15 protein-coding genes and 3 pseudogenes are annotated in these 18,995 nt (G+C 68.0%); 6 read left to right on the top strand and 12 right to left on the bottom strand.

Features of this window, described 5'->3' with window-relative positions; translation table 11 throughout:
- The first annotated feature begins 551 nt into the window (after nucleotides 1–551).
- From ACZ56U_RS02960 to ACZ56U_RS02950, 3 genes are all read left to right on the top strand, one after another.
- Nucleotides 552–905 carry a transposase gene (locus ACZ56U_RS02960; RefSeq protein ID WP_469082244.1) on the top strand — a complete coding sequence of 118 codons (354 nt, stop codon included), beginning with the start codon at nucleotides 552–554 and terminating at the stop codon, nucleotides 903–905.
- A 217-nt stretch (nucleotides 906–1,122) separates the two neighbouring features.
- Complete coding sequence (locus ACZ56U_RS02955) at nucleotides 1,123–2,187, top strand: IS110 family RNA-guided transposase (protein ID WP_469082243.1); 1,065 nt, start codon at nucleotides 1,123–1,125, stop codon at nucleotides 2,185–2,187.
- 23 nt (nucleotides 2,188–2,210) lie between these two features.
- Entirely contained in the window at nucleotides 2,211–3,083 is an 873-nt protein-coding gene (locus ACZ56U_RS02950) for an IS3 family transposase (RefSeq protein ID WP_469082242.1), read from the top strand.
- A 691-nt stretch (nucleotides 3,084–3,774) separates the two neighbouring features.
- On the opposite strand, the gene ACZ56U_RS02945 is transcribed toward ACZ56U_RS02950, so the two are convergent.
- Nucleotides 3,775–4,524 carry a class I SAM-dependent methyltransferase gene (locus ACZ56U_RS02945; RefSeq protein ID WP_469082241.1) on the bottom strand — a complete coding sequence of 250 codons (750 nt, stop codon included), beginning with the start codon at nucleotides 4,522–4,524 and terminating at the stop codon, nucleotides 3,775–3,777.
- 49 nt (nucleotides 4,525–4,573) lie between these two features.
- A complete protein-coding gene (locus tag ACZ56U_RS02940) occupies nucleotides 4,574–5,329 on the bottom strand; it encodes an AraC family transcriptional regulator (protein WP_469082240.1) in 756 nt (251 codons plus the stop codon).
- A gap of 163 nt (nucleotides 5,330–5,492) precedes the next feature.
- Here ACZ56U_RS02940 and ACZ56U_RS02935 point away from each other — a divergent pair.
- Nucleotides 5,493–6,420 (top strand): annotated as a pseudogene (locus ACZ56U_RS02935) (IS5 family transposase).
- 104 nt (nucleotides 6,421–6,524) lie between these two features.
- Here ACZ56U_RS02935 and ACZ56U_RS02930 read toward each other — a convergent pair.
- Nucleotides 6,525–6,872: an STAS domain-containing protein gene (locus tag ACZ56U_RS02930; protein ID WP_469082239.1), complete on the bottom strand. Its 348-nt coding sequence runs from the start codon at nucleotides 6,870–6,872 to the stop codon at nucleotides 6,525–6,527.
- Between the two features lie 251 nt (nucleotides 6,873–7,123).
- Nucleotides 7,124–7,726, bottom strand: coding sequence for a TetR/AcrR family transcriptional regulator (locus tag ACZ56U_RS02925; protein WP_469082238.1), 603 nt, complete (start codon nucleotides 7,724–7,726; stop codon nucleotides 7,124–7,126).
- A 168-nt stretch (nucleotides 7,727–7,894) separates the two neighbouring features.
- Here ACZ56U_RS02925 and ACZ56U_RS02920 point away from each other — a divergent pair, with 168 nt between their 5' ends.
- Nucleotides 7,895–8,608, top strand: a complete 714-nt coding sequence (locus tag ACZ56U_RS02920) for an SDR family oxidoreductase (protein ID WP_469082237.1) — start codon at nucleotides 7,895–7,897, stop codon at nucleotides 8,606–8,608.
- Between the two features lie 59 nt (nucleotides 8,609–8,667).
- Here the strand turns inward: ACZ56U_RS02920 and ACZ56U_RS02915 are convergent, their stop codons facing one another.
- From ACZ56U_RS02915 to ACZ56U_RS02905, 3 genes are all read right to left on the bottom strand, one after another.
- Entirely contained in the window at nucleotides 8,668–9,324 is a 657-nt protein-coding gene (locus ACZ56U_RS02915) for a strictosidine synthase (RefSeq protein WP_469082236.1), read from the bottom strand.
- A 186-nt stretch (nucleotides 9,325–9,510) separates the two neighbouring features.
- Nucleotides 9,511–10,377, bottom strand: coding sequence for an alpha/beta fold hydrolase (locus ACZ56U_RS02910; protein WP_469082235.1), 867 nt, complete (start codon nucleotides 10,375–10,377; stop codon nucleotides 9,511–9,513).
- A 66-nt stretch (nucleotides 10,378–10,443) separates the two neighbouring features.
- Nucleotides 10,444–11,442 (bottom strand): NADP-dependent oxidoreductase, encoded by a 999-nt coding sequence (locus ACZ56U_RS02905; RefSeq protein WP_469082234.1) that lies wholly within the window; start codon nucleotides 11,440–11,442, stop codon nucleotides 10,444–10,446.
- A gap of 125 nt (nucleotides 11,443–11,567) precedes the next feature.
- On the opposite strand from ACZ56U_RS02905, the gene ACZ56U_RS02900 reads away from it, so the two are divergent.
- On the top strand, nucleotides 11,568–12,191 hold the full coding sequence (locus ACZ56U_RS02900) for a TetR/AcrR family transcriptional regulator (RefSeq protein WP_469082233.1): 624 nt from the start codon (nucleotides 11,568–11,570) through the stop codon (nucleotides 12,189–12,191).
- Here the strand turns inward: ACZ56U_RS02900 and ku are convergent.
- From ku to ACZ56U_RS02875, 5 genes and pseudogenes are all read right to left on the bottom strand, one after another.
- The gene (gene ku, locus ACZ56U_RS02895) at nucleotides 12,085–12,948 is read right to left on the bottom strand and encodes a non-homologous end joining protein Ku (RefSeq protein ID WP_469082232.1); all 864 of its coding nucleotides are present in this window, start codon (nucleotides 12,946–12,948) and stop codon (nucleotides 12,085–12,087) included. The two genes, ACZ56U_RS02900 and ku, sit on opposite strands and share 107 nt — an antisense overlap.
- Before the next feature lie 560 nt (nucleotides 12,949–13,508).
- Nucleotides 13,509–13,934 (bottom strand): annotated as a pseudogene (locus ACZ56U_RS02890) (IS5 family transposase); the annotation flags it as partial.
- Between the two features lie 135 nt (nucleotides 13,935–14,069).
- On the bottom strand, nucleotides 14,070–15,458 hold the full coding sequence (locus tag ACZ56U_RS02885) for a glycosyltransferase family 2 protein (RefSeq protein ID WP_469082231.1): 1,389 nt from the start codon (nucleotides 15,456–15,458) through the stop codon (nucleotides 14,070–14,072).
- A gap of 340 nt (nucleotides 15,459–15,798) precedes the next feature.
- Nucleotides 15,799–17,217 (bottom strand): glycosyl hydrolase family 28-related protein, encoded by a 1,419-nt coding sequence (locus ACZ56U_RS02880; protein ID WP_469082230.1) that lies wholly within the window; start codon nucleotides 17,215–17,217, stop codon nucleotides 15,799–15,801.
- 446 nt (nucleotides 17,218–17,663) lie between these two features.
- Nucleotides 17,664–18,977 (bottom strand): annotated as a pseudogene (locus ACZ56U_RS02875) (alpha-amylase family glycosyl hydrolase); the annotation flags it as partial.
- Nucleotides 18,978–18,995 lie beyond the last annotated feature (18 nt).

Here is an 18,995-nt window from a genome sequence, read left to right as displayed (position 1 = left end):
CGCGCCCGGCTGGCCTGCGGGGCCTGAGCTGGCAGAACACCGGGCAGAGCCACCAAAGGTGCTGCGCCCCTCGGTCCGCCCCTCGGTTCAACGGCGGGTGCACTCCTCCGGGCAACGGTCGAGCCCACCAAGGAAGCAACACGCCGCATGCCGTGCCGGGTCCCTCTCTGGGCAAGCCCGTCAACTCGTGGGCAAGCCCTGCGGACCAGGCTTGCCCACACCCCCGACCACGGCTCCGACCATGAGCGCCAGGACCCCGACCACAGGCCATACCAAGCAGGTCAGCGCGGTGGACAACGCAGCCTGCCCATGAGGGCAAGTGGGCTGCCAGGCACGGTACGGGCGGGGAGGATGGGGAGTCATGAACACCAGTCGACCGATGCTGACCCAGAGAGAGGCCGCCGCTGTCTGTCCTGGCTCCAGCGGCTCCGTCGCGAGCTCAGCACGTTCGCCAACACTCTGGTGTCAGTCTCGGAAGTGGGCTTGATCCGCTTTGACGGACATTCGAGATCAGGGGTTCTGCCCCCGGGAGGATGTCCATCATGGAGAGCATGGGGAAGAAGAAGCCTCGGCCTCGCCGTTCGTTCACGCCGGAGTTCAAGGCCGAGATCGTCGAGCTGTGCCGACGCGGTGACCGCTCTGTCGGCCAGATCGCCAAGGACTTCGACCTGACCGAGACCGCGGTGCGGCTGTGGGTCAGCCAGGCCGAGGTCGACGCGGGCGAACGCGACGGTCTGACCAGCAGTGAACGTGAGGAACTGGCCGCGCTGCGGCGGGAGAACCGTCGACTGCGCGAGGACGTCGAGGTACTCAAGCGTGCGACGGCTTTCTTCGCGTCAATGTCAGGCTGTCGGCGATCGGCGGGTGGACACAGGCCGAAGCCGCCTTTGGTGGTTGGTCCTTGATGTGCCGCTCTCCGGTGGCAGGATCCTGTCGTCCGGTGGGGCTGGCTCGTTTCTTCGCTGCCCCGTGCAACGGTGGCTTGTCGGCGATGTGCCGCCCGCCGGTCGCAGGCCGTCCGGTGCGGTGTGGCTTGATAGGAGCTTGCCGCTGGCCCGATTGAGGCGTGCCCCCGACGCCGGACGATCACCTGAGCATCCGGCATCATCGCAGGGAGGCACGTTGATCGTCGTCGGGATAGACGGACACAAGAACACGCATACGCTGGTGGCGGTCGATCCGCTGGGGAAGCGGCTGGCGGAACTGACCGTGGCGGCCCGGCCCGCTGGCCATCTCAAGGCGCTGGCCTGGCTGCACGGCTTCGGTCCGGTGCTGGTAGCAGTCGAGGACTGCCGCCACTTGACCCGCCGATTCGAGGCCGACCTGCTCAACAGTGGACACGCGGTGGTGCGGGTGCACACCCGGTTGATGGCCGGCGCGCGACGCTCGGCCCGGGAGCGCGGGAAGTCCGACCCGATCGACGCCGAAGCAGTGGCCCGGGTCGCTCTGCGCGAGCCCGACCTGCCTAAGGCATGTCTGGACGGGCCGAGCCGGGACATCAAACTGCTGGTCGACCATCGGCGCTCGTTGGTGGCCCAGCGCACCGCGATCGGCAACAAGCTGCGCTGGTTCCTGCACGAGCTGGACCCGGGGCTGGCCGTCGCCTCGCGTGGCCTGCGCCGCCTGTGCGTCCTGGACCACTTGGCCCAAGCCTTGATCCAGCATCACGGGACGCTCGCGGCCATCGCTGCCGAACTGGTCGCGGACTGCCGCCGCCTCTCGGAACGCATCAACGCGCTGGAGAGCCAAATCCGTCGGTTGGTCGCCGCCCGAGCACCGCATCTGCTGGCGATCCCCGGCTGCGGAATTCTGGGCGCCGCGGTCATCATCGGAGAGGCCGCCGACGCCCGTCGGTTCGTCTCCAGGGCCGCCTTCGCCCGGTTCAACGGCACAGCCCCGATCCCCGTCTGGTCAGGCAACAAGGTCCGCGTTCGGCTCAACCGGGGCGGCAATCGCACCGTCAACCATGCTCTCCACATGATCGCCGTGACCCAGGTGCGAGGCGACGGCGAAGGCGCCGCCTACTTCGCCAAGCAACTCACCGCCGGCAAGACCAAGACGGAGGCCCTGCGTCTGCTGCGGCGTCGCATCTCGGACCGCGTCTACCGGGCCTTGCTCGCCGACCAAGCCGACCTCGACCAACCCCTCAACCCGCGACCAAAAACGCCCATCAGCCTGGCTGCTTGACATAGGAGCATCAAGGAGACCCGGTGACGGTGCACCCGTTCATCGAGGCGGAGAAGCGTGCAGGTCACAGCGTGAAACGAGCGTGTGAGCTGCTGAAGGTCTCCCGGACCGCCTTCTATGCCCGCCGCGTTGCCAGGCCTGGTCCCCGCGCGGTCCGTGACGCCGAGCTGGCGGAACAGATTGCCGACGTCCACACGAGATCGCGGGGAACCTACGGCGCCCCACGCGTCCATGCTGTGCTCAAGCGGTCAGGCGCCGGATGCGGCCGCCGACGCGTCGCGCGGCTGATGCGGGCTGCCGGCCTGCAGGGCCTACACCGCAGACGACGGCACCTGACGACGATCCCCGATCCACGAGCTGCCCTGCGGCCCGATCTCGTCCTGCGCAACTTCCAGCCCGATGCTGCCGGCCTGGATGCCCGCTGGTGCGGCGACATCACTTACATCGCCACGGACGAGGGCTGGCTCTATCTGGCCACCGTCATCGACATAGCCTCCCGTCGAGTGGTCGGCTGGGCGACGGCCGACCACCTGCGGACCGATCTGGTCGCCGATGCCCTCACGGCCGCCTGCCGACAGCGTCGCCCTATCGGTCCGGTGATCTTTCACTCGGATCGCGGCTGCCAGTACACCAGTCACCAACTCGCAACGCTGGCAGACCAGTTGGGAGTATGTCTGTCGGTCGGCCGCACCGGACAGTGCTGGGACAACGCGCTCGCCGAGTCGTTCTTCGCCACCATCAAGAGGGAACTGCTCGGCACCAGCTCCTGGCCCAGCCGGGCCGCCGCCCGGACCGCGATCTTCGATTTCATCGAGGGCTGGTACAACTTGCACCGACTGCACAGCAGCCTCGGCTACCGAAGTCCCGCCGACTACGAGACCGCACGCGCAGCCTGACCACCACACCAATGGTGTCCGTCAAAGCGGAACAAGCTCAGAAGTGGATCAGGGTGACGACGCTGCTGGTGTCGTCACCCTGCTGCGCCGCTGATGTCACACCACGGTGACCGGCGAGGCCGGGCCCCACAGGCGACGTGACGGCCTCATGGGGTCTGCGGCGCCCTCGTATCTTTGTGCCATGACGAGGGGGAGAGAGCCGCATCTCCAGGTGAACCGCTGGGGTGACAGTCGGATTCGGTCCGGAGCGACGCGGAATTCGCCAGGATGCTTGCGAGTGTTTCGACCAGTCCAGGCCGCATCTGCGAGCCCGGGCCGAATTCCACACCGAGCGCCAGGACACGTCCGCCCCGGGCTGGCTGCGTCTGGTGGAGCTGATTGACGAAGCTGCGGCCGACGGGCGCGAGGAATTCCGCCCGTCACACCAGGGCGGGTCCCGGCGCGTGGGTGGGCTGCTCCTCCTCCGTTGGCGGCTCGACCGTCAAGTGCGGCAGGCGGCGGTCCAGTTAGGCGGGCAACCACCAGTTGGCGTGTCCGCACAGGTGCATGACCGCCGGGACGAACCACCGTCCGCAGCACGAAGGCGTCCAGCGCCACGGCGACCGCCAGCCCGAGGGGGGCGTCACGACTGTGAACAGCGCGACGGACGCGAGCGAGGACAGGAGTAGCAGCCAATGCTGCGGTCGCGCGGTCAGCACGGCTCCTCACTTGTTGGGGCCGACTCCTTAACGACACGGAACAGCGTGACGGCGAACCACGGCCCGCCGTACCAGTACCCGGGCCCGAGCGGGCGCAGCGTGCCCTCTCCGAGGTGCGCTGTGTAGTCCTTGAGCGCCCACCACAAGTCCGCGACGACCAGCTGCCCGCCGGGGCGCAGCACCCGCATCGCCTCGTCCACGGCACTGCGGCGCGCCTCGCGCGAGGGGATGTTGTGGATGGCCATCGCGCTCGTCACTACGTCGAAGGACGCGTCCTCGAACGGCAGCTCGGTCATGTCGGCCGTGTGCACCTCGACCCGGCCAGCCACCCCGGCCGCCGCGCCGTTGGCCAGGGTGGCCGCGGGGTTGTTGCCGCTCTGGTCGCCGGTCCACAGGTCGACGCCGTGGGCACGTCCCTTCGGCAGCCGCGTCGCTGCCTCGATCAGCACCATGCCGCGACCGCAGCCGAGGTCGAGCAGCTGCTCGCCGCCCTTCAGGCCGATCCGGTCCAGCTCCCGCTCCCAGAAGCGGAATTTGCCGCGCAGCGTGGTGTGCAGGTACACCCCGGTGGACGCGAGCACCGCCGCGCCGATGGCGGCCGTGGTGGCTCGTCCACGTCGACTCGGCCGCCACCGGGTGGCGGCGAGGCAGCAGGCGACGCCAACGGCACCGGTCAGGGCGGGGAACGCCGGAGCGTCGACACCGTAGCGGGGGCGGGGGAGAAGATCGTGTGAGTTCGACATACGCGCAGCATCACCAGTTCGGCGGCCGGTGTCTTGAAGAATTGTTCCGTCAGTCGCTCCAGGCCACGTCGTCGACCTCCAGCCACGGGTCACCCACCACCGTCACCGGCGTCGCCCCGGTCCGCGCCACGATGTCGCGGTGCAGGTGGGACTGGTCGGCGTAGCCGCTCTCCGCCGCGACCAGAGCGGCGGGTTCACCGGCGGTCAGACGGTGCACGGCGTGGTCAAACCGGACCAGATCCGCGGCGCGCTTGGGCGGCAGACCGATCTGCGCCCGGAACCGGGCCCACAGGCGCTTCCGGCTCCAGCCGACCTCAGTCGCCAGGCCCTCGACCTTCACCACACCCTGACTCGCGACGATCCGCCGCCACGCCCACCCCACCTCGGCGTCCACAGCCGGCCCCTCGGCGATCCGCCGGGCCAGCAGCGCGTCCGTCAGCGCGAAGCGCTGCTCCCAGGTGGAGGCGTTGTCCAGCCCCTCCCGGATCCGCGAGGCCTCCCGACCCCACAGCTCCTCCAGCCCGAACACGGCCCCGTCCAACTCGGCGGGCGAAACCCCCAGCGCCGCACGCGAGACCAGCGGTGACAGCCTCACCTGCACACCCTCGTAACTCCCACCCCGCACCCGCACCGCGCCGGACGCCCCGGCCCCGAGCCCGGCAACGATATTTCCCCGCAACTGCCACCCACCGTCCTGTTCCACGAACGGCATCCCCGAACCGAACTCCAGCGCCAGACTCACCGCGGGCTGCGGAATCACCCTCAGATCGATCGGCACCACTCCCCGGTCCCGAAAGCCGGCCATCTGGACCCCACGCACCTGCAGCGGCCGCTCCGGAAGAGCGACCTCCCACATGTCCGTACCGTCACGTTCCCCCGCACCGGATCGCATACGACCATGCTAGGTGCGGCTAGGAGTTGTCCGGCCGACTATGTGACCGTTCCCTGCCTGGGTCGTTGACTTGCACATGGGGCAGGGTGATCTCATGGATGCCGAGTGGGAACGGCTGCGGCCGTTCCTGCCGGTAAGCAACGGCCGTTGCGGCAGGTGGTGGGATCACCGGCAGGTGATCGACGGGATTCTGCACCGGGTGCGGACCGGCCTGCAGCGGCGTGACCTGCCCGAACGGTTCGGGCCGTGGAAGCCGGTCTATGAACGGCACCGGCTGTAGTCGACCGATGGAACCTGGGAAAACCTGCTCCAGCAGGTCCAGCCCGAGGCCGACGCGGCCGGGGAGATCGACTGGGACGTCTCGGTCGCCTCCGCGATCGTTCGGGCGCGTCAGCACGCCGCCGGTGCTCGCACCGACCCGCCGCCGACTCCCGGCGCAAAAGGGGACGTGCGGACAGAACACCGGGACGAGACGCCGTGGCAGAGCCTCGTCGCCTGGTGGAGGTAGTGCAAGAGGTAAGGGCCTGGGCCGCTCGCGCGGCGGGTTCACCACCAAGCTGCACCTGAGTGCGGACGGCCGCTGCCGCCCACTGTCCCTGATCGTCACACCAGGGCAACAAGCGGACTGCACTCAGTTCCAGGTCGTTCCGGAGAAGATCCGAGTGCCGCGGATCGGGCCGGGCAGGCCACGCAAGAAGCCCGACAGCCTCGCGGCTGACAAGGCATACAGCAACGGGCCCTGCCGCGAGTACCTGCGACGACGCGGTATCCGGCACAGCACCCCGGAGAAGACCGACAGTCAAGCCGCCCGCCTGCGCAAAGGCTCACGCGGAGGACGGCCCCCCGGCTTCGACGAGGAACGGTACAACAAACGCAACACTGTCGAACGGTCCATCAACCGGCTCAAGAACGCCCGAGCCGTCGCCACCCGATACGACAAGCGCGGCTACGTCTACCTCGGGACAGCAACCGCGGCAGCACTCGTCATCTGGCTCCGAACATGATCGACCGGACAACTCCTAGACGCGGCTGTACACCGGCGGTCACGCCAGCAGGAGGCCTCAGACGGGGAAGCCGGCTAGAACGCCGCGACCGGGCACACCGCGGGTCAGGCGGTCAGGGCCTGCTCGACGGTGGAATGGCAGCCGATGACCTGGTCCAGGCCGACGATCTGAAGGAGCCGCAGCACCGACTCCTGGGCGCCGGCCATACGCAGCCACCCCTGAGCGTCGCTCATGCTCTGGTGGGCGGCGACGAAGACGTTGATGCCGCTGGAGTCCATGAAGGTCACGCCACTGAGGTCCACCACGGTCCGCGGCGTCGCGCCGTCAAAGGACAGCAGGGCCTCGCTGAGCACATCCTTGACATCGTGGTCGATCTCGCCGCGCACGGTGAGCACCCGGATGCCGTCGACGGCGGTGTGGTCGAACCGGGCCGCTCTGTGGGTGTCTGTCACCGTGTCCTCGGCTGCGCTCGCTGATGGGGGACTCAAGGCTCCGACGATAGTGCGCCGATAACCCGCCTCGATGCTACGGCGAACGCGTGTGCGGCCCGAGCACGCGGTGGCGGTTACCCTCCGCCCGCCCGCCCCTCCGGCCACGCCGGAATGGGCAGCCGCGGCCGGATGACCTGCCGTTTATGGATTCGGGCCATGACGCAGCCGAGGGCCACCCAGATGGTCGCCTGGGCCTGAGGCTGGGCCGCGCTTCAGCGAGGCAGCAAGACGTCAACCTGCCCTCGGATGTCCTGCACGATCTCCTCGACGCTCAAGGCGATGTTCACGCTCGCCGCCGTGCTGAGGAACATCACGGCGGACACGATGTGTGCCAGCGTCGCGGCGTCGCCCTCCGTGACCCGCTCGTCTCGGCGCAGCACGGCGGCGATGGCCTCCTCGGCCTGCGCGACGATGGCGAGTGCCGCGCTGTGCCGGGGTTCCTCAGGGTCGCCGAAGACCATCTCTCGCAGGTAAGTGCGTCCGTTGTCGATCTGGGTGCGGTTGCACTCCACGATCGGCCGGACGATCGCCATCACCGCGTCCAGCACGCCTGGGATGGCCTCGGCGTCCGCCCGGCCCTGCTCAAGTGCTTCGGCGTACTTGGCGTTCTGCACAAGCAGGAGGAGTTCGCCCTTGGTCTTGGCATAAAGGAACAAGGTCCCGGTGCCGATGTCGGCCTTGTCGGCGATCTGCTGGGTCGTGACCTCATCGACGCCGTGTTCGGCGAACAGTTCACTGGCGGCAGCGACAATGCGGTCGAATTTCTCCTGCTTGTTCCGCTCGCGCCGTCCGACCGACTGGGGGGCGACAGGCATGACGGTGTCCTCCAGGGGAATATTCTGACTGTAGTCAGTTATGATTACAGTCGCTATCGCGTGGGCTCGAATACGGCTGCGCTCATTCTTCCACGGCAGGGCGAGGAGTCATTGCTCCATCCGTGCGAGGCCACGCACTTCACATCCCCTTGGAACGAAGGAACACCCATGCCCTCTCTCGATGGAGCAGTCGTCCTCGTCACCGGCGCCAATGGCGGTATCGGCACCCACCTCGTCCACGAGGCCCTGGCTCGCGGCGCCGCCAAGGTCTACGCCACCGCCCGTTCCCCCCGTGCCTGGGACGATGAACGCATCGTCCCCCTGACTCTCGACGTCACCGACCGCGCGTCGATCGACGCGGCCGTCGCCGACGCGGCGGATGTCACCGTGCTCGTCAACAACGCGGGCGTCACCCCGCCGAGCGCGAGCCTGCTGGACGTCACCGAGGCGGACATCCGGGCGAACATGGAGACGAACTTCTTCGGGCCGGTCTTCCTCGCCCGCGCCTTCGCACCGCTCCTCGCCGCCAAGCAGGGGTCGATCCTCATCGACGTGCACTCGGTTGCCAGCTGGTATGCCTTCGGCGGCGCCTACAGCGCGTCCAAGGCCGCACTGTGGTCGGCCACCAACTCGCTGCGCATCGAGTTCGCACCCATGGGCGTCCACGTGACGGGTGTGCACATGGGCTACGTCGACACCGACATGGCCGCGCACGCTGACGGGCCCAAGATGCTGCCGACGCAGCTGGTGACGACGGTCTACGACGCCGTCGAGGCCGGCGAATACGAGGTCCTGGCCGACGAGTTGACCAAGGGGGTCAAGGCGGCTCTGAGCGGCCCGGTCGAGGCGCTTTACCCGGACCTGCGCAGCACGAACGCCTGACATTTTTCTTCGGTCCCGACGTGATCTCTTCACTTGGGCCCGCTTCCCACCTGCGCTGCTCACTCCTGGTAGTGCGGGAGGATCTCGCCGTTCTTGACGTAGGTCAGGGCGGCGGTGACGTCGTAGGCATGGATCGCGGAGACGTGCGGTGCCAGCCGGTTGGACAGGTCCTCGAGCACGTGGCCGGTGAAGAAGGCGTCCCGTGCCGCGGTGTCGGTGAACCCGAGGCTGACCGAGGCGTGGAAGCGCTGGTCGTGAGGGTTGTCGTGGGCGACGTCCGGGGTGTCCCAGAGCTTTTCGAGCCAGGGCAGGAACGTCTGCGTGCGCAGTTCCTTCAGCACTCCGGTGCCGGCGAGGGCGGGGGCGAGCTGCTCGTTGACGAACTTCCGGAAGGCGCCGGCGCCGACCCCGTCCCTGCGGCGCAGGTAGATCAGCGCGCGGGCACCGACCGTCTGCCCGGGGCCTGCGACGTCGTACCACCGAGAGGAGTTCGGCGGGCCGGCGTAGAGCAGGGTGCGGCGGAACACGTTGATCTCGTCGGCGTAGGCCAACTTCGTCTGCTTGCGCCCTTTCAGGGGTGCGAGCGCCGATTGGAAGGTGACTTCCGCGACGCCGTCGATCTTCCGGTCTGCGGGGATCGCGGTCTGGACCCCGTCGGTGGTCGGCCACCGGCCCGGGTTGTGCTCGGCGAGGTGGATCTGCCGGTACTCCTCCATAGGCCCGGGGTGGCGGAGATGATCCCTGAGTGCGGGCCCTTCCAGTGGTCCATGCCCCTCTGGCGGGGCTGGTCGGTGCGCACCCACAGCAGGATCGAGGAGGTGAGGTGCTTCTTCACGTCCAGGGGTGCGACGGCCGGTGACGTGCTCATGGTGTTGCCCTTCTCTTCCCTGGTCAGGTGGTGGTCATCGGGCCAGGAACTCGACCGCTACGGGGGCGAACTCCTGGTGGTACTGGAAGATGCCGCCGTGCCCGGAGTCGGGGTAGATGATCACCTGGCTGTCCTTGATGCGCCGGTGCAGGTCCTCGGACAGGACCGAGGGCACCATGCGGTCGTTGTCGCCGTTGGCGATCAGGGTGGGCTGCGTGATCGACGACAGGTCGTCGGGGGCGGAGCGCCCCCACTTCTTGATCGCCTTCAGCTGTGTCTGGAACGCCTTGGTCTTGATGTCCGCGTCGCGGTCGACGGTGCGCTCCTTGAGCCGGTTGACGAACGCGCGTGCGGCGGGCTTGCCGGTGGCGTTGCGGTTGAAGAACAGGAACTCCTTGGGGTCCGAGCGGGTCAGGGTGGCGCGCAGGATGTCCCAGTAGGTGACTCTGGCGACCTTGTCGATGTCCTTGCCGCCCTTGGGCCCGGTGCCGGTGAGGACGAGCTTGCGGACGAGCTCGGGGTGCTTCACCACCAGGGCCTGGGCGACCATGCCGCCGAGGGAGAAGGAGAAGACGTCGATCTTGTCGTACCCGAGCGCCTTGATGAAGGTGTAGGCGTCGTCGGCCATCGCCTCGACACTGTCCGGCACCTGGCCGGTGGAGGCTCCGACACCGCGGTTGTCGAAGGCGATGACGTGACGGCCCTTGGCGATGGGGTCGACGATGCGGGGGTCCCAGTTGTCCAGGGTCGCGGCGAGGTGGACGAAGAAGACGACGGGGATGCCGCCCTTCGGGCCCAGCTCGCGGTAGGCGTAGGTGACGCCACCGGCGCTGACGGTGCGGGCCGGGGCCTTCGCGTAGGAGGTGATGACGGCTTCGTTCGGGGTGTCGGTGCTGCTCATGACGGATTCTCCTTGCGTGTTCTGTGTCGCTGTGTGTTCTGTGTCGACCGTCGCGGTTGCGGCGGGTCAGCTGTTGCCGGTGATGACGGCCTTGCCGCGGATGCCACCCTGGGACAGGGACTGCAGCGCCTGGGGGGTCTGGTCGAAGCCGAACACCTTTCCCACGACCGGACGCACCACGCCCTGGTCGATGAGGGTGGTGATCTGGCGGAGCTGGTCGCCGCTGGCGCGCATGAGCAGGAACTCATACGTCACCCCGAGCTTCTTCGCCTGCCTGCGGATCTTGCGGCTCAGGGCTGCGACCGCCAGGCGCAGCAGCGGGTTCAGGCCGGCCTCGCGGGCGAGCGCGGGGTCCGGGGGACCGGCGATCCCGATGGCCTTGCCGCCGGGCTTGAGCACCCGCAGGGACTTCTCGAGATTCTCACCACCGAGGCTGTCAAACACCAGGTCGTAGCCGGTCAGGAGCTGCTCGAAGTCCTGGGTGCGGTAATCGATCACCGTGTCCGCGCCGAGCGCGCGCACGAAGTCCGCGTTGGAACCGCTGGCGGTCGTGGCGACGCTCGCACCCAGGTGCGAGGCGAGCTGGATCGCGATCGAACCGACCCCGCCGGCGCCGGCGTGGATCAGAACCTTCTGCCCGGGCCGCACCTTCCCGCGCTCCACCAGCGCCTGCCACGCCGTGAGCGCCGCCAGCGGCAGCGAGCCGGCCTCTTCCATGCTGATCGAAGCGGGCTTGAGCGCCAGGTCGCCCTCCGCGACGGCGATGCGTTCGGCGAACGTGCCGATGCGGTCCTGGTCGGGCCGGGCGTAGACCTCGTCTCCGGGCTTGAAGCCGCGAACCGCCGTCCCGACATTGATGACGGTGCCCGCGACGTCGTTGCCCAAGATCAGTGGCAGCTTGTAGGGCAGGATCTGCTTGAACTCACCGGCGCGGATCTTCTCATCCAGCGGATTCAGCCCGGCGGCCTCCACCCGCACCAGTACGTCGTGCTCCCCCACGGTGGGCTCGGGGACGTCCGCCTCCTGCAGCGGCTCCTTGTACTTGGTGACGACGAACGCTCTCATGGGGCGTCTCTCCTTGCCTTCATCCTATTTATCCAGGTCTGAGACCAAGTCGGTCTCGCCCCACTCGGCCAGCCTGAGTACACTCAATTATGAGTGCACTCAGAATTATTGTCAAGGGAGGCCCCATGGGACGCGGCCACATGCCGATCGGGCGCCGCGAGCGGGCCAAACAGGCCAAGCGCGAGCGCATCATGACCGCGGCCCGTGAGCTGTTCGCCGAACACGGCGTCAGCAAGGTCACGACGCAGCAGATCGCCCACCGGGCCGACGTCGCGATCGGCACCCTCTACCTGTACGCGTCCACAAAGGCCGAACTGCTGATCATGGTGCAGAACGAGAAGTTCGCCGCCGCCATCGACGTCGGCCTCGCCGCCGCGGACGCCGCCGTCGGGCAGGGCGTGCTGGAGCCGGTCGTCGCTCTCATCCGTCCCGTGGTGGAGTGCCTGAGGGAGCACATCGAGAACGGCCGCACATACCTGCACGAACTCGTCTTCGGCGACCCGGCCGAGCCCTACCGGCAAGCGGGTCTAACCCTTGCCGGCCGCCTCGAGGACGGCATCACCGGCCTGCTCACCCGCAACGAGTACATCGGTGCCGCCGACGCGGCAACGCTGGCTCGGGTGATCACCGCGATCATCCACATCAGCACCACTGCCACCGTGTACCTGCACCGCAGCGACGAAGCCGTCCTCGCCGACATCCGCGACCAGATCCACGCCACCCTGGCACCCCACCACCGCGCCGCATGACCCCTCGCTCCACGAGCCAGCCATCGAACACCCTGGAAAGGGGCACCTCATGAGCACGCCCTACGGCGTCGTCGCCCTCGGCACCGGCCCGAGCGGGTACGTCGACGCGATCCGCGCCGCGCAAATCGGCAAGAACATCCAGCCCGGCAGTGCGGACAACGGACAGCCGCAAACCCTGTCCATAATGGAGCACGATCACGTCGTCCTTCACGCGCAGCATGCCCAAGCGTTCCCGGCCGGACCACGCGTATTTGGCGATCGCCACCTTCGACGACCTGCCCAGGGCCTGGACCAGCAGCTTGTACGGTTTGGCCGCCACGGTCCCGTCGGGGGAGAGGTAGTAGCCCTCGCCGATCCGGATCGGGTCGATGCTCTGAAGGGGCACGAACGCGGCGATCTCGATGGCCTTCGCCGTCGGCAGCGGCAGATTGCTCAGGTCCTCATCTGTGATCGCCACGACCTGGTCACGCGCGTACTCGTAGCCCTTGCCGATCTCGGCTTGGGCCACCTCGCGGTCCTCGAGCTCGCACACCTTGCGCACCCGCACCCGGCCCATGTCCTCCAGGTGGTACTGGTGGAACTGGATCGAGTGGTTCTCGGTCGCCGACTGCACGCTGATCGGCACGGTGACCAGGCCGAAGGAGATGGCGCCGCTCCGGATGGTTCGGGCATGGGGTACCTCCGTGACGGCCCCGAGTGGCGCCAGACTAGGAGCGCCGGAGGCGTCCCGCATGGCGTGCCGTGCCAGTTGCCTCATGCGTGCCAGATGGTCTGTTGCTCGGGGAGTGGTGAAGGGCCACCAGACGGGTGCGAGGGCCTGTAATGGAGCAGGTCGTCGGTGGGTCACTGACCAAACTGCCCCAGCAAGAGGCGTCAGCTCAACACTCTGCAACTGCGGATTTAAAGGTGGCCGTGCACGTTCGCGTAGTCGCGGGCTACGGCGAGGCCGGCCTCCCACGCGGACGCATGCGCCGACCTCCTTCGCGAGCGCGAGCGCGAGCGTTCGGGGACAACTCCACCGTCTCGACGTATGTGGTCACCTTGATGGGGCGACCGGGCTTCACCGCGGCCACGGCGTCCACGAAGACGGTGCGGGGCAGGGCGTCCAGTCGGGCGTCCGGGGTCGGGCGCCATCGGGGTTGGGGGAACATCCACCTCAGCCACGGCTCGTCGAGGTCGTCGGCCGGAACGCCCTGAAAGCCTCATGACGGCTTCCTGTACAACTCGGCGAAGCGCCGCTCCTCCTCGGCCTGCAGGCGCGCCATGGGGGCGGGCCGGATACGGAGCGCGCGGCTTGCAGGATCGTGACGCTGGCACTGCTTTCGTGACGCGGGGGTGGCCTGCAGCAATGTCCGAGAGCAGGTGGATGCCACCGGAGTTGTCGGAGACGCTGGCGGCGGTGACCAGCACGGCCAGGAGGAGGCCGAGTGTGTCGACGCCGATGTGCCGTTTGCGGCCTGTGCTCTTTTTGCCCGCGTCGATGCCCTGGCCGGCCGCGGGCACATTGGCCGAGGTCTTGATGCTCTGGGCGTCGAGAACGCAGGCGCTGGGCTCGACATCGCGCCCCTCGGCCTTCCGTTGCAGGCGCCGCAGGAGACTGTTGAGCTGGTCAAAGACGCCGTCCTTCTGCCAGGCGGCGAAGTATCCGTACACGGTTTCCCATGGGGCGAAGTCGTGCGGCAGATACCGCCATGGGATCCCGGTCCGGTCGACGTAGAGGATGGCGTCCATGATCCGGCGCAGACGGATGTCCGCGCCGGGGAGCCGCAACGCAATGTCGTGTCGCAGTCGGCGTTCAGGAGCCGGCGTCAATCCCCTGCTTGCGTAGAGGCGGCCCGGCGGCCGGCCTTCCTGATCGGTAGCGGCTGCCGTGACTGGTCAACGGTGGCTGCGGGGGCCGGTCGTTGCCGGTGCTGGCCACCCTGGCTGAGGCCAGGGTGGCATCTCGTCGTGCTTCGGTTCCCCGCTGGGCAGAGACAGCAACAGCCCCAGGGGGTACAGGCGGCTGAGGCGGATGACGGCTGCGGCGACACCGGAGAGCACAAAGATAGCGATCAGGTGCCATGCGATGCCGAGCGCGATGCAGGCGAACGCCAGGCCCATGGCGGCGGCCAGCAGGAGGAGCAGACCGCAGGTCGTGACCAGCAGCTTCCTGAGGCGTTTCTTGCGGCCGCGTGTTTGTTCCCAGGTGGCGTCGGTGCGGGTCAGGATGTCGATGAGCGCTTTGGCGTAGACCACGTTGAGGAACTGGTCGAAGAGGACTTCCGGCACGATCGCGAGGGCGAGCAGCAAGGCCTTCCAGCCGCCGCGTTTGGCTGCCCAGACGCGTTCGAAACCGGCGATGCCGGTGATCGCGACCCAGAACCACGGCAGTCCGGGGAATTTCTTGGTGACGGTGTAGTACCCCAGGACGGTGAGGAAGAAGGGGACGAAGGCCACGCTCAGATAGGTGAGCACCTGCCGGCACACATAGGGCAAGGTGACGCGCGTGAGGCCGTAGGCCCGGAGGTTGTCCAGGGCACCGCGTTGCCACCGCAGCCGCTGGTAGTAGAGCCGGGACCAGGTCGGCATGAGCTCGGTGCCCACGATGCAGGCGCACGGGGAGGCGCAGCGGTATCCGAGGTGTTTGAGTGCGAGGGTCAGCTCATTGTCCTCGGTCAGCGACTGCACGTCGTAGACGGCGTCCCCTCGGGGCAGGGTGTGTTCGGTGCGGGCTCGGTGGACGTGGCGCAGTGCCTTGGCCGGGTAGAGGGAGGCGGTGCCGGTCAGGACGTCGGCGCGGCCGTGGCGTCGGTGCAGTTCGCGTGCGTAGCGCACGTATTCGCTGTTCTGGAGGTGGCAGACCAGGCCGCGCAGGGGGTAGCCGAAGAAGACGGCGCCCACGCCGCCGATGGGTGGGAGGCCGGGTTCCTGTTCGTGCAGGCGGCGGGCCGCCCGGGCGATGAACTCGGAGGACAACGAGGTGTCGGAGTCCATGATCATGACGCCGTCGTCGTCGGACAGCCGTGGCAGCAGTTCGCTCAGGACCTGGTTGAGCGCACCTGCCTTGTCTTGTGTGTTCGCGACCGTCTCAACGACCTTCGCGCCGTGGGCTGTGCTGATCTGAGCGGTGCGGTCAGTGCAGCGGTCGGCGACGACGATGACCTCGTCCGCAGGCCTGGTCTGCGCCGCGAGCGACTCGAGGGTCTCGGCGATGAGCGCTTCTTCGTTGTGCGCGGGCACCAGCACGACGATCCGGCCCGGACCGGCCCCGCGGAGGTCGGGCATGTGTCCGGGCAGGGTCAGGCCCTTGGAGGTCAGGTGTCTGTGCTGGCGTACGAATGCAGGCCCCCAAGCCTCTTTACGCGTCTGCCCCCGCGTCGGCCGGCCCGCCAATGACACCACTCGGCTTCCTGTAGCGCCCATCGACCAGGCGGATCTCCGCGTCGCTCGGTCGATGGAGATGGGGGCGGGCGGGCTCCCGGCGTCGGTGAGGGGGCTGTTGTCCTCGTCGTAGCGCGGGTGCCACCTGCCGCCCCAGGGCGTGACGACTGCCGCCATGCCCTACAGCCGATTCTCCCCGCTCAGGACCCTCCGGCAAGTGGATCACCGCGGTCGTCTCAGCTGCTCAGAAGCCCTTGACGAAGTCGAGGACGTACCACTTGTTCGTGGTGGAGTTGTAGATCGCGGTGAGGAAGTCCCGCTTGCCGGCCGTCGTGGTGAGGGTGACGGTGGGGATGGTGGTACCCCGGACAAAGATCGAATTGAGGGTGAGGGTGCGGTTTCCGGTGGCGTCCTGGATGAGTTCCCAGGTGACGCGTTGGCCGTTGGTGGGGTTGGTGGGTGCGCCCAGGGTCCTGTTGCCCGCCAGGGTGACGCGGAAGAGGTCGCCGAGGGCTGCGTTGGTGGCGATGGTGGGGGCGTCGGTGAGGGTGACGGGGGCGGGGTTGACCTTGGCGTCGACGTAGTCCTTGCGCGCCAGGTGCTCGGCCGAGGTCGGCGCGGTGCCGGAGGAGACGGTGCCCTCGTAGTAGGCGGAGTCCGCGCCGTAGACGAAGCCGGTGGCGACGGTGCCGCCGGCGGTGTCGTTGATGATGTTGGTACTGCCGGCCAGCGACAGGGGTTTGACGTTGCTGAAGTCGCCGAGGGTGGCCGAGCAGCCGGAATCGACCTTGATGGAGTTGACCGCCGCGGCGGTGGGGGTGTTCTCGGCGAATCCGAGGATGCTGACCGCCCGGGCGCCGCCGGTGACCCAGATGCTGACGTTGGGGCTGTTGTAGGTGAAGGAGTTGAACAGGCCCACACCGATGGCCGCGTTGATCTTCCAACTGTAGCCGTCGTACCCGGTGCCCCGGTTGACCGCGGATTCGGCTCCGCATCCGCTGAAACTGATGCCCTGACTCCCGACGCCGGTCACCTCGTAGCCGATGCCGCAGTGGTCTGCGGCACAGCCGACGAAGGAACAGTAGGCCATCGTGTCCAGACGGAAGCCGGCGTTGGTGACGATGTCGGCGTAGCAGCCGATGAACGAGCAGCTCGTCCCCGCCGCACCTCCGGAGACACCGTGAATGTCCCAGCCGTGGTTGCCGTTGTTGGCCGAGGTCACGCCGGTGAACGTGGACACGATCGGATTGGACAGCTCGATCCCGGTGTTGCCGAAGGACTTCACCGTCACCCGCGAGAATGACAGCGAGACGGTCGCGGGGTTCGCCGACCGCGTCAGCAGGATCCCCTTGCCACTGCCGCTGCCCGGTCCCCGGACAGTGAGGTCCTGGATGGTCAGCCTCGTGATGTCCGAGCCGGTGATGCCGTGGGCCGTGGTGCTGCTCTGCGCGATCACCGACGAGCCGTCACTGACTCCTTGCAGGATCAGGTTGGAGCGGGTCACCAGCGCGGAGGTGATCTTGTAGGTGCCCGCGGGGAAAACAACTGTTGCGCCGGAGGACGGCACCGCGTTGATCGCGGACTGGATTGCGGTGGTGTCATCGGTGACGCCGTTGGCGGTCGCACCGTAGTCCAGGACGTTGAACCAGTAGCTGGTGGCCATGAGGGTCTCCGTCACTTGCATCGTCGACGCGGAGTGCTGATCTGGGAGCAGCGGAACACCGGTTCCGGTAGCCGGCTCTGAGGAGAGGCGATCAGAGCGGTCGCGACTGAGGTTCCAAGGAGGGTGACTCCGGTGGAGTGGCTCGCTCCCCGGGAACGGGCTTTGTGACCGGCTGCTCAGGGGCGGGCGAGGGGCGCGATGGCCGGCCCGCCGCATGGTGACGCTACAGATGCAACTGATTACTTCACGTCATCATAGTGACTCCGGAACGACCAGTGAAGTCCTTTACCTGCCCGTACACAGGTTCATCGGTCTGGTGACCGCCGATGCGGTGACCGGCGCCCCGCTGAGGCTGCCGGCCCAAGCGGAGCGGTCACGTGGGTCTCATCGGGTAAGCCACACGGTCGCGTCGCCGGGCAAGCGTCCGTTCTCCAGGGGGACGCTGCTCAGGAGCACACCGTCATGCTCTGGAAGCCGAAGGGCGTCGGAACGGAAGTTGACGATGCACTGGAAATCGGGGGCACGGGTGAAGGACAGCACGTCGGATCCAGCGGTGGGATCCCAGGCCAACGACCCGTCACCCAGGGCCGGGTGCGCCCTGCGGATCTGCAACGCTCGCCGATACAGCTCCAGCATCGACTGCTCGTCACCTTGCTGCACCTGGACGGTGAGACGCGCCCACTCCTGCGGCTGGGGCAGCCACGGGGCTGAAGCCGAAGGGTGGGGTGTCGCCGGACCAGGGCATCGGCACGGCAGCCGTCGCGGCCCCGGTGGGTGTGTCCCGATCGGTGCCAGATGGGGTCCTGCAGCGCCTCATCGGGCAGGTTCTCCACCTCCCACAGGCCAAGTTCCTCGCCCTGGTAGAGGTAGGCGCACCCCGGAAGAGCCAGCGTGAGCAGAGCGGCCGCCCGTGCCCGGCGCGTGCCCAGTTCCAGGTCGAACGGGTCGTCAAGAAGATGATCGGCGAGTTCGTGCATCTGGCCGGGGGGCTGGGGTCGGCCGTAGCGGGTGAGGTGCCGCACGACGTCATGGTTGGAGAGCACCCAGGTCGCCGGTGCCCCGACGGCGCCCATCGTCGTCAGGGCTTTGTCGATCACCGTGCGCATCTGCGCCGCGCGCCACGGGCTGGTCAGGTAGTCGAAGTTGAAGGCGGTGTGTAACTCCCCGGGCCGGACATAGCGGGAGAGGCGTTCTGCATTGCGTGCGCACGCCTCGGCGACGAACATGCGGGGCTCGGAATAGGAGTCGGCCACCGCGCGCCAGCCACGGAAGATCTCGTGGATCCCCTCGCGGTCCCAGTGGGGATGGTCTGGATGGGCGGCCGATCCGATGTGTTCGATGTCTGCCGACCCCAGGTCCGGCAGACCGGGGGCCTTGCTCATGGCGTGCGCCACGTCGATGCGGAACCCGTCGCCGCCGTGATCGAACCAGAATCTGAGGACCGACTCGAATTCCCGACGGACCTCGGCATTGTTCCAGTTGAGGTCGGGCTGCTCAGGCGCGAACAGATGCAGGTACCACTCTCCGGGCATTCCGTCGGGTTCGACGACCCGGGTCCACGCCGATCCGCCGAAAATGCTCCGCCAGTTGTTGGGCGGCAGCCCGCCGTCCGGCCCGCGGCCCGGCCTGAAGATGAAACGGTCCCGCTCGACGCAGCCGGGGCCGCCGGCCAGCGCCTGGCCGAACCAGGGGTGCTGCGAAGAGGTGTGATTGGGTACCAGGTCGATCAGGATGCGCAGCCCCAGGGCGTGGATCTCCTCAATCAGCGCGCGGGCCTC

This window comes from Streptomyces sp. NPDC034103 (assembly GCF_055575395.1).
Note: the sequence above shows the minus strand (reverse complement) of the source record. Positions and strands in the feature narration are given on the sequence as shown.

Coding starts and splice junctions, on each gene's coding strand:
- ku (WP_469082232.1), bottom strand. CDS start 12,948: ATGAGGCAACTGGCACGGCACGCCATGCGGGACGCCTCCGGCGCTCCT.
- ACZ56U_RS02940 (WP_469082240.1), bottom strand. CDS start 5,329: ATGGCCGGCTTTCGGGACCGGGGAGTGGTGCCGATCGATCTGAGGGTG.
- ACZ56U_RS02910 (WP_469082235.1), bottom strand. CDS start 10,377: ATGAGCAGCACCGACACCCCGAACGAAGCCGTCATCACCTCCTACGCG.
- ACZ56U_RS02915 (WP_469082236.1), bottom strand. CDS start 9,324: ATGGAGGAGTACCGGCAGATCCACCTCGCCGAGCACAACCCGGGCCGG.
- ACZ56U_RS02925 (WP_469082238.1), bottom strand. CDS start 7,726: ATGCCTGTCGCCCCCCAGTCGGTCGGACGGCGCGAGCGGAACAAGCAG.
- ACZ56U_RS02945 (WP_469082241.1), bottom strand. CDS start 4,524: ATGTCGAACTCACACGATCTTCTCCCCCGCCCCCGCTACGGTGTCGAC.
- ACZ56U_RS02885 (WP_469082231.1), bottom strand. CDS start 15,458: ATGCCCGACCTCCGCGGGGCCGGTCCGGGCCGGATCGTCGTGCTGGTG.
- ACZ56U_RS02960 (WP_469082244.1), top strand. CDS start 552: ATGGGGAAGAAGAAGCCTCGGCCTCGCCGTTCGTTCACGCCGGAGTTC.
- ACZ56U_RS02900 (WP_469082233.1), top strand. CDS start 11,568: ATGGGACGCGGCCACATGCCGATCGGGCGCCGCGAGCGGGCCAAACAG.
- ACZ56U_RS02880 (WP_469082230.1), bottom strand. CDS start 17,217: ATGGCCACCAGCTACTGGTTCAACGTCCTGGACTACGGTGCGACCGCC.
- ACZ56U_RS02920 (WP_469082237.1), top strand. CDS start 7,895: ATGCCCTCTCTCGATGGAGCAGTCGTCCTCGTCACCGGCGCCAATGGC.
- ACZ56U_RS02905 (WP_469082234.1), bottom strand. CDS start 11,442: ATGAGAGCGTTCGTCGTCACCAAGTACAAGGAGCCGCTGCAGGAGGCG.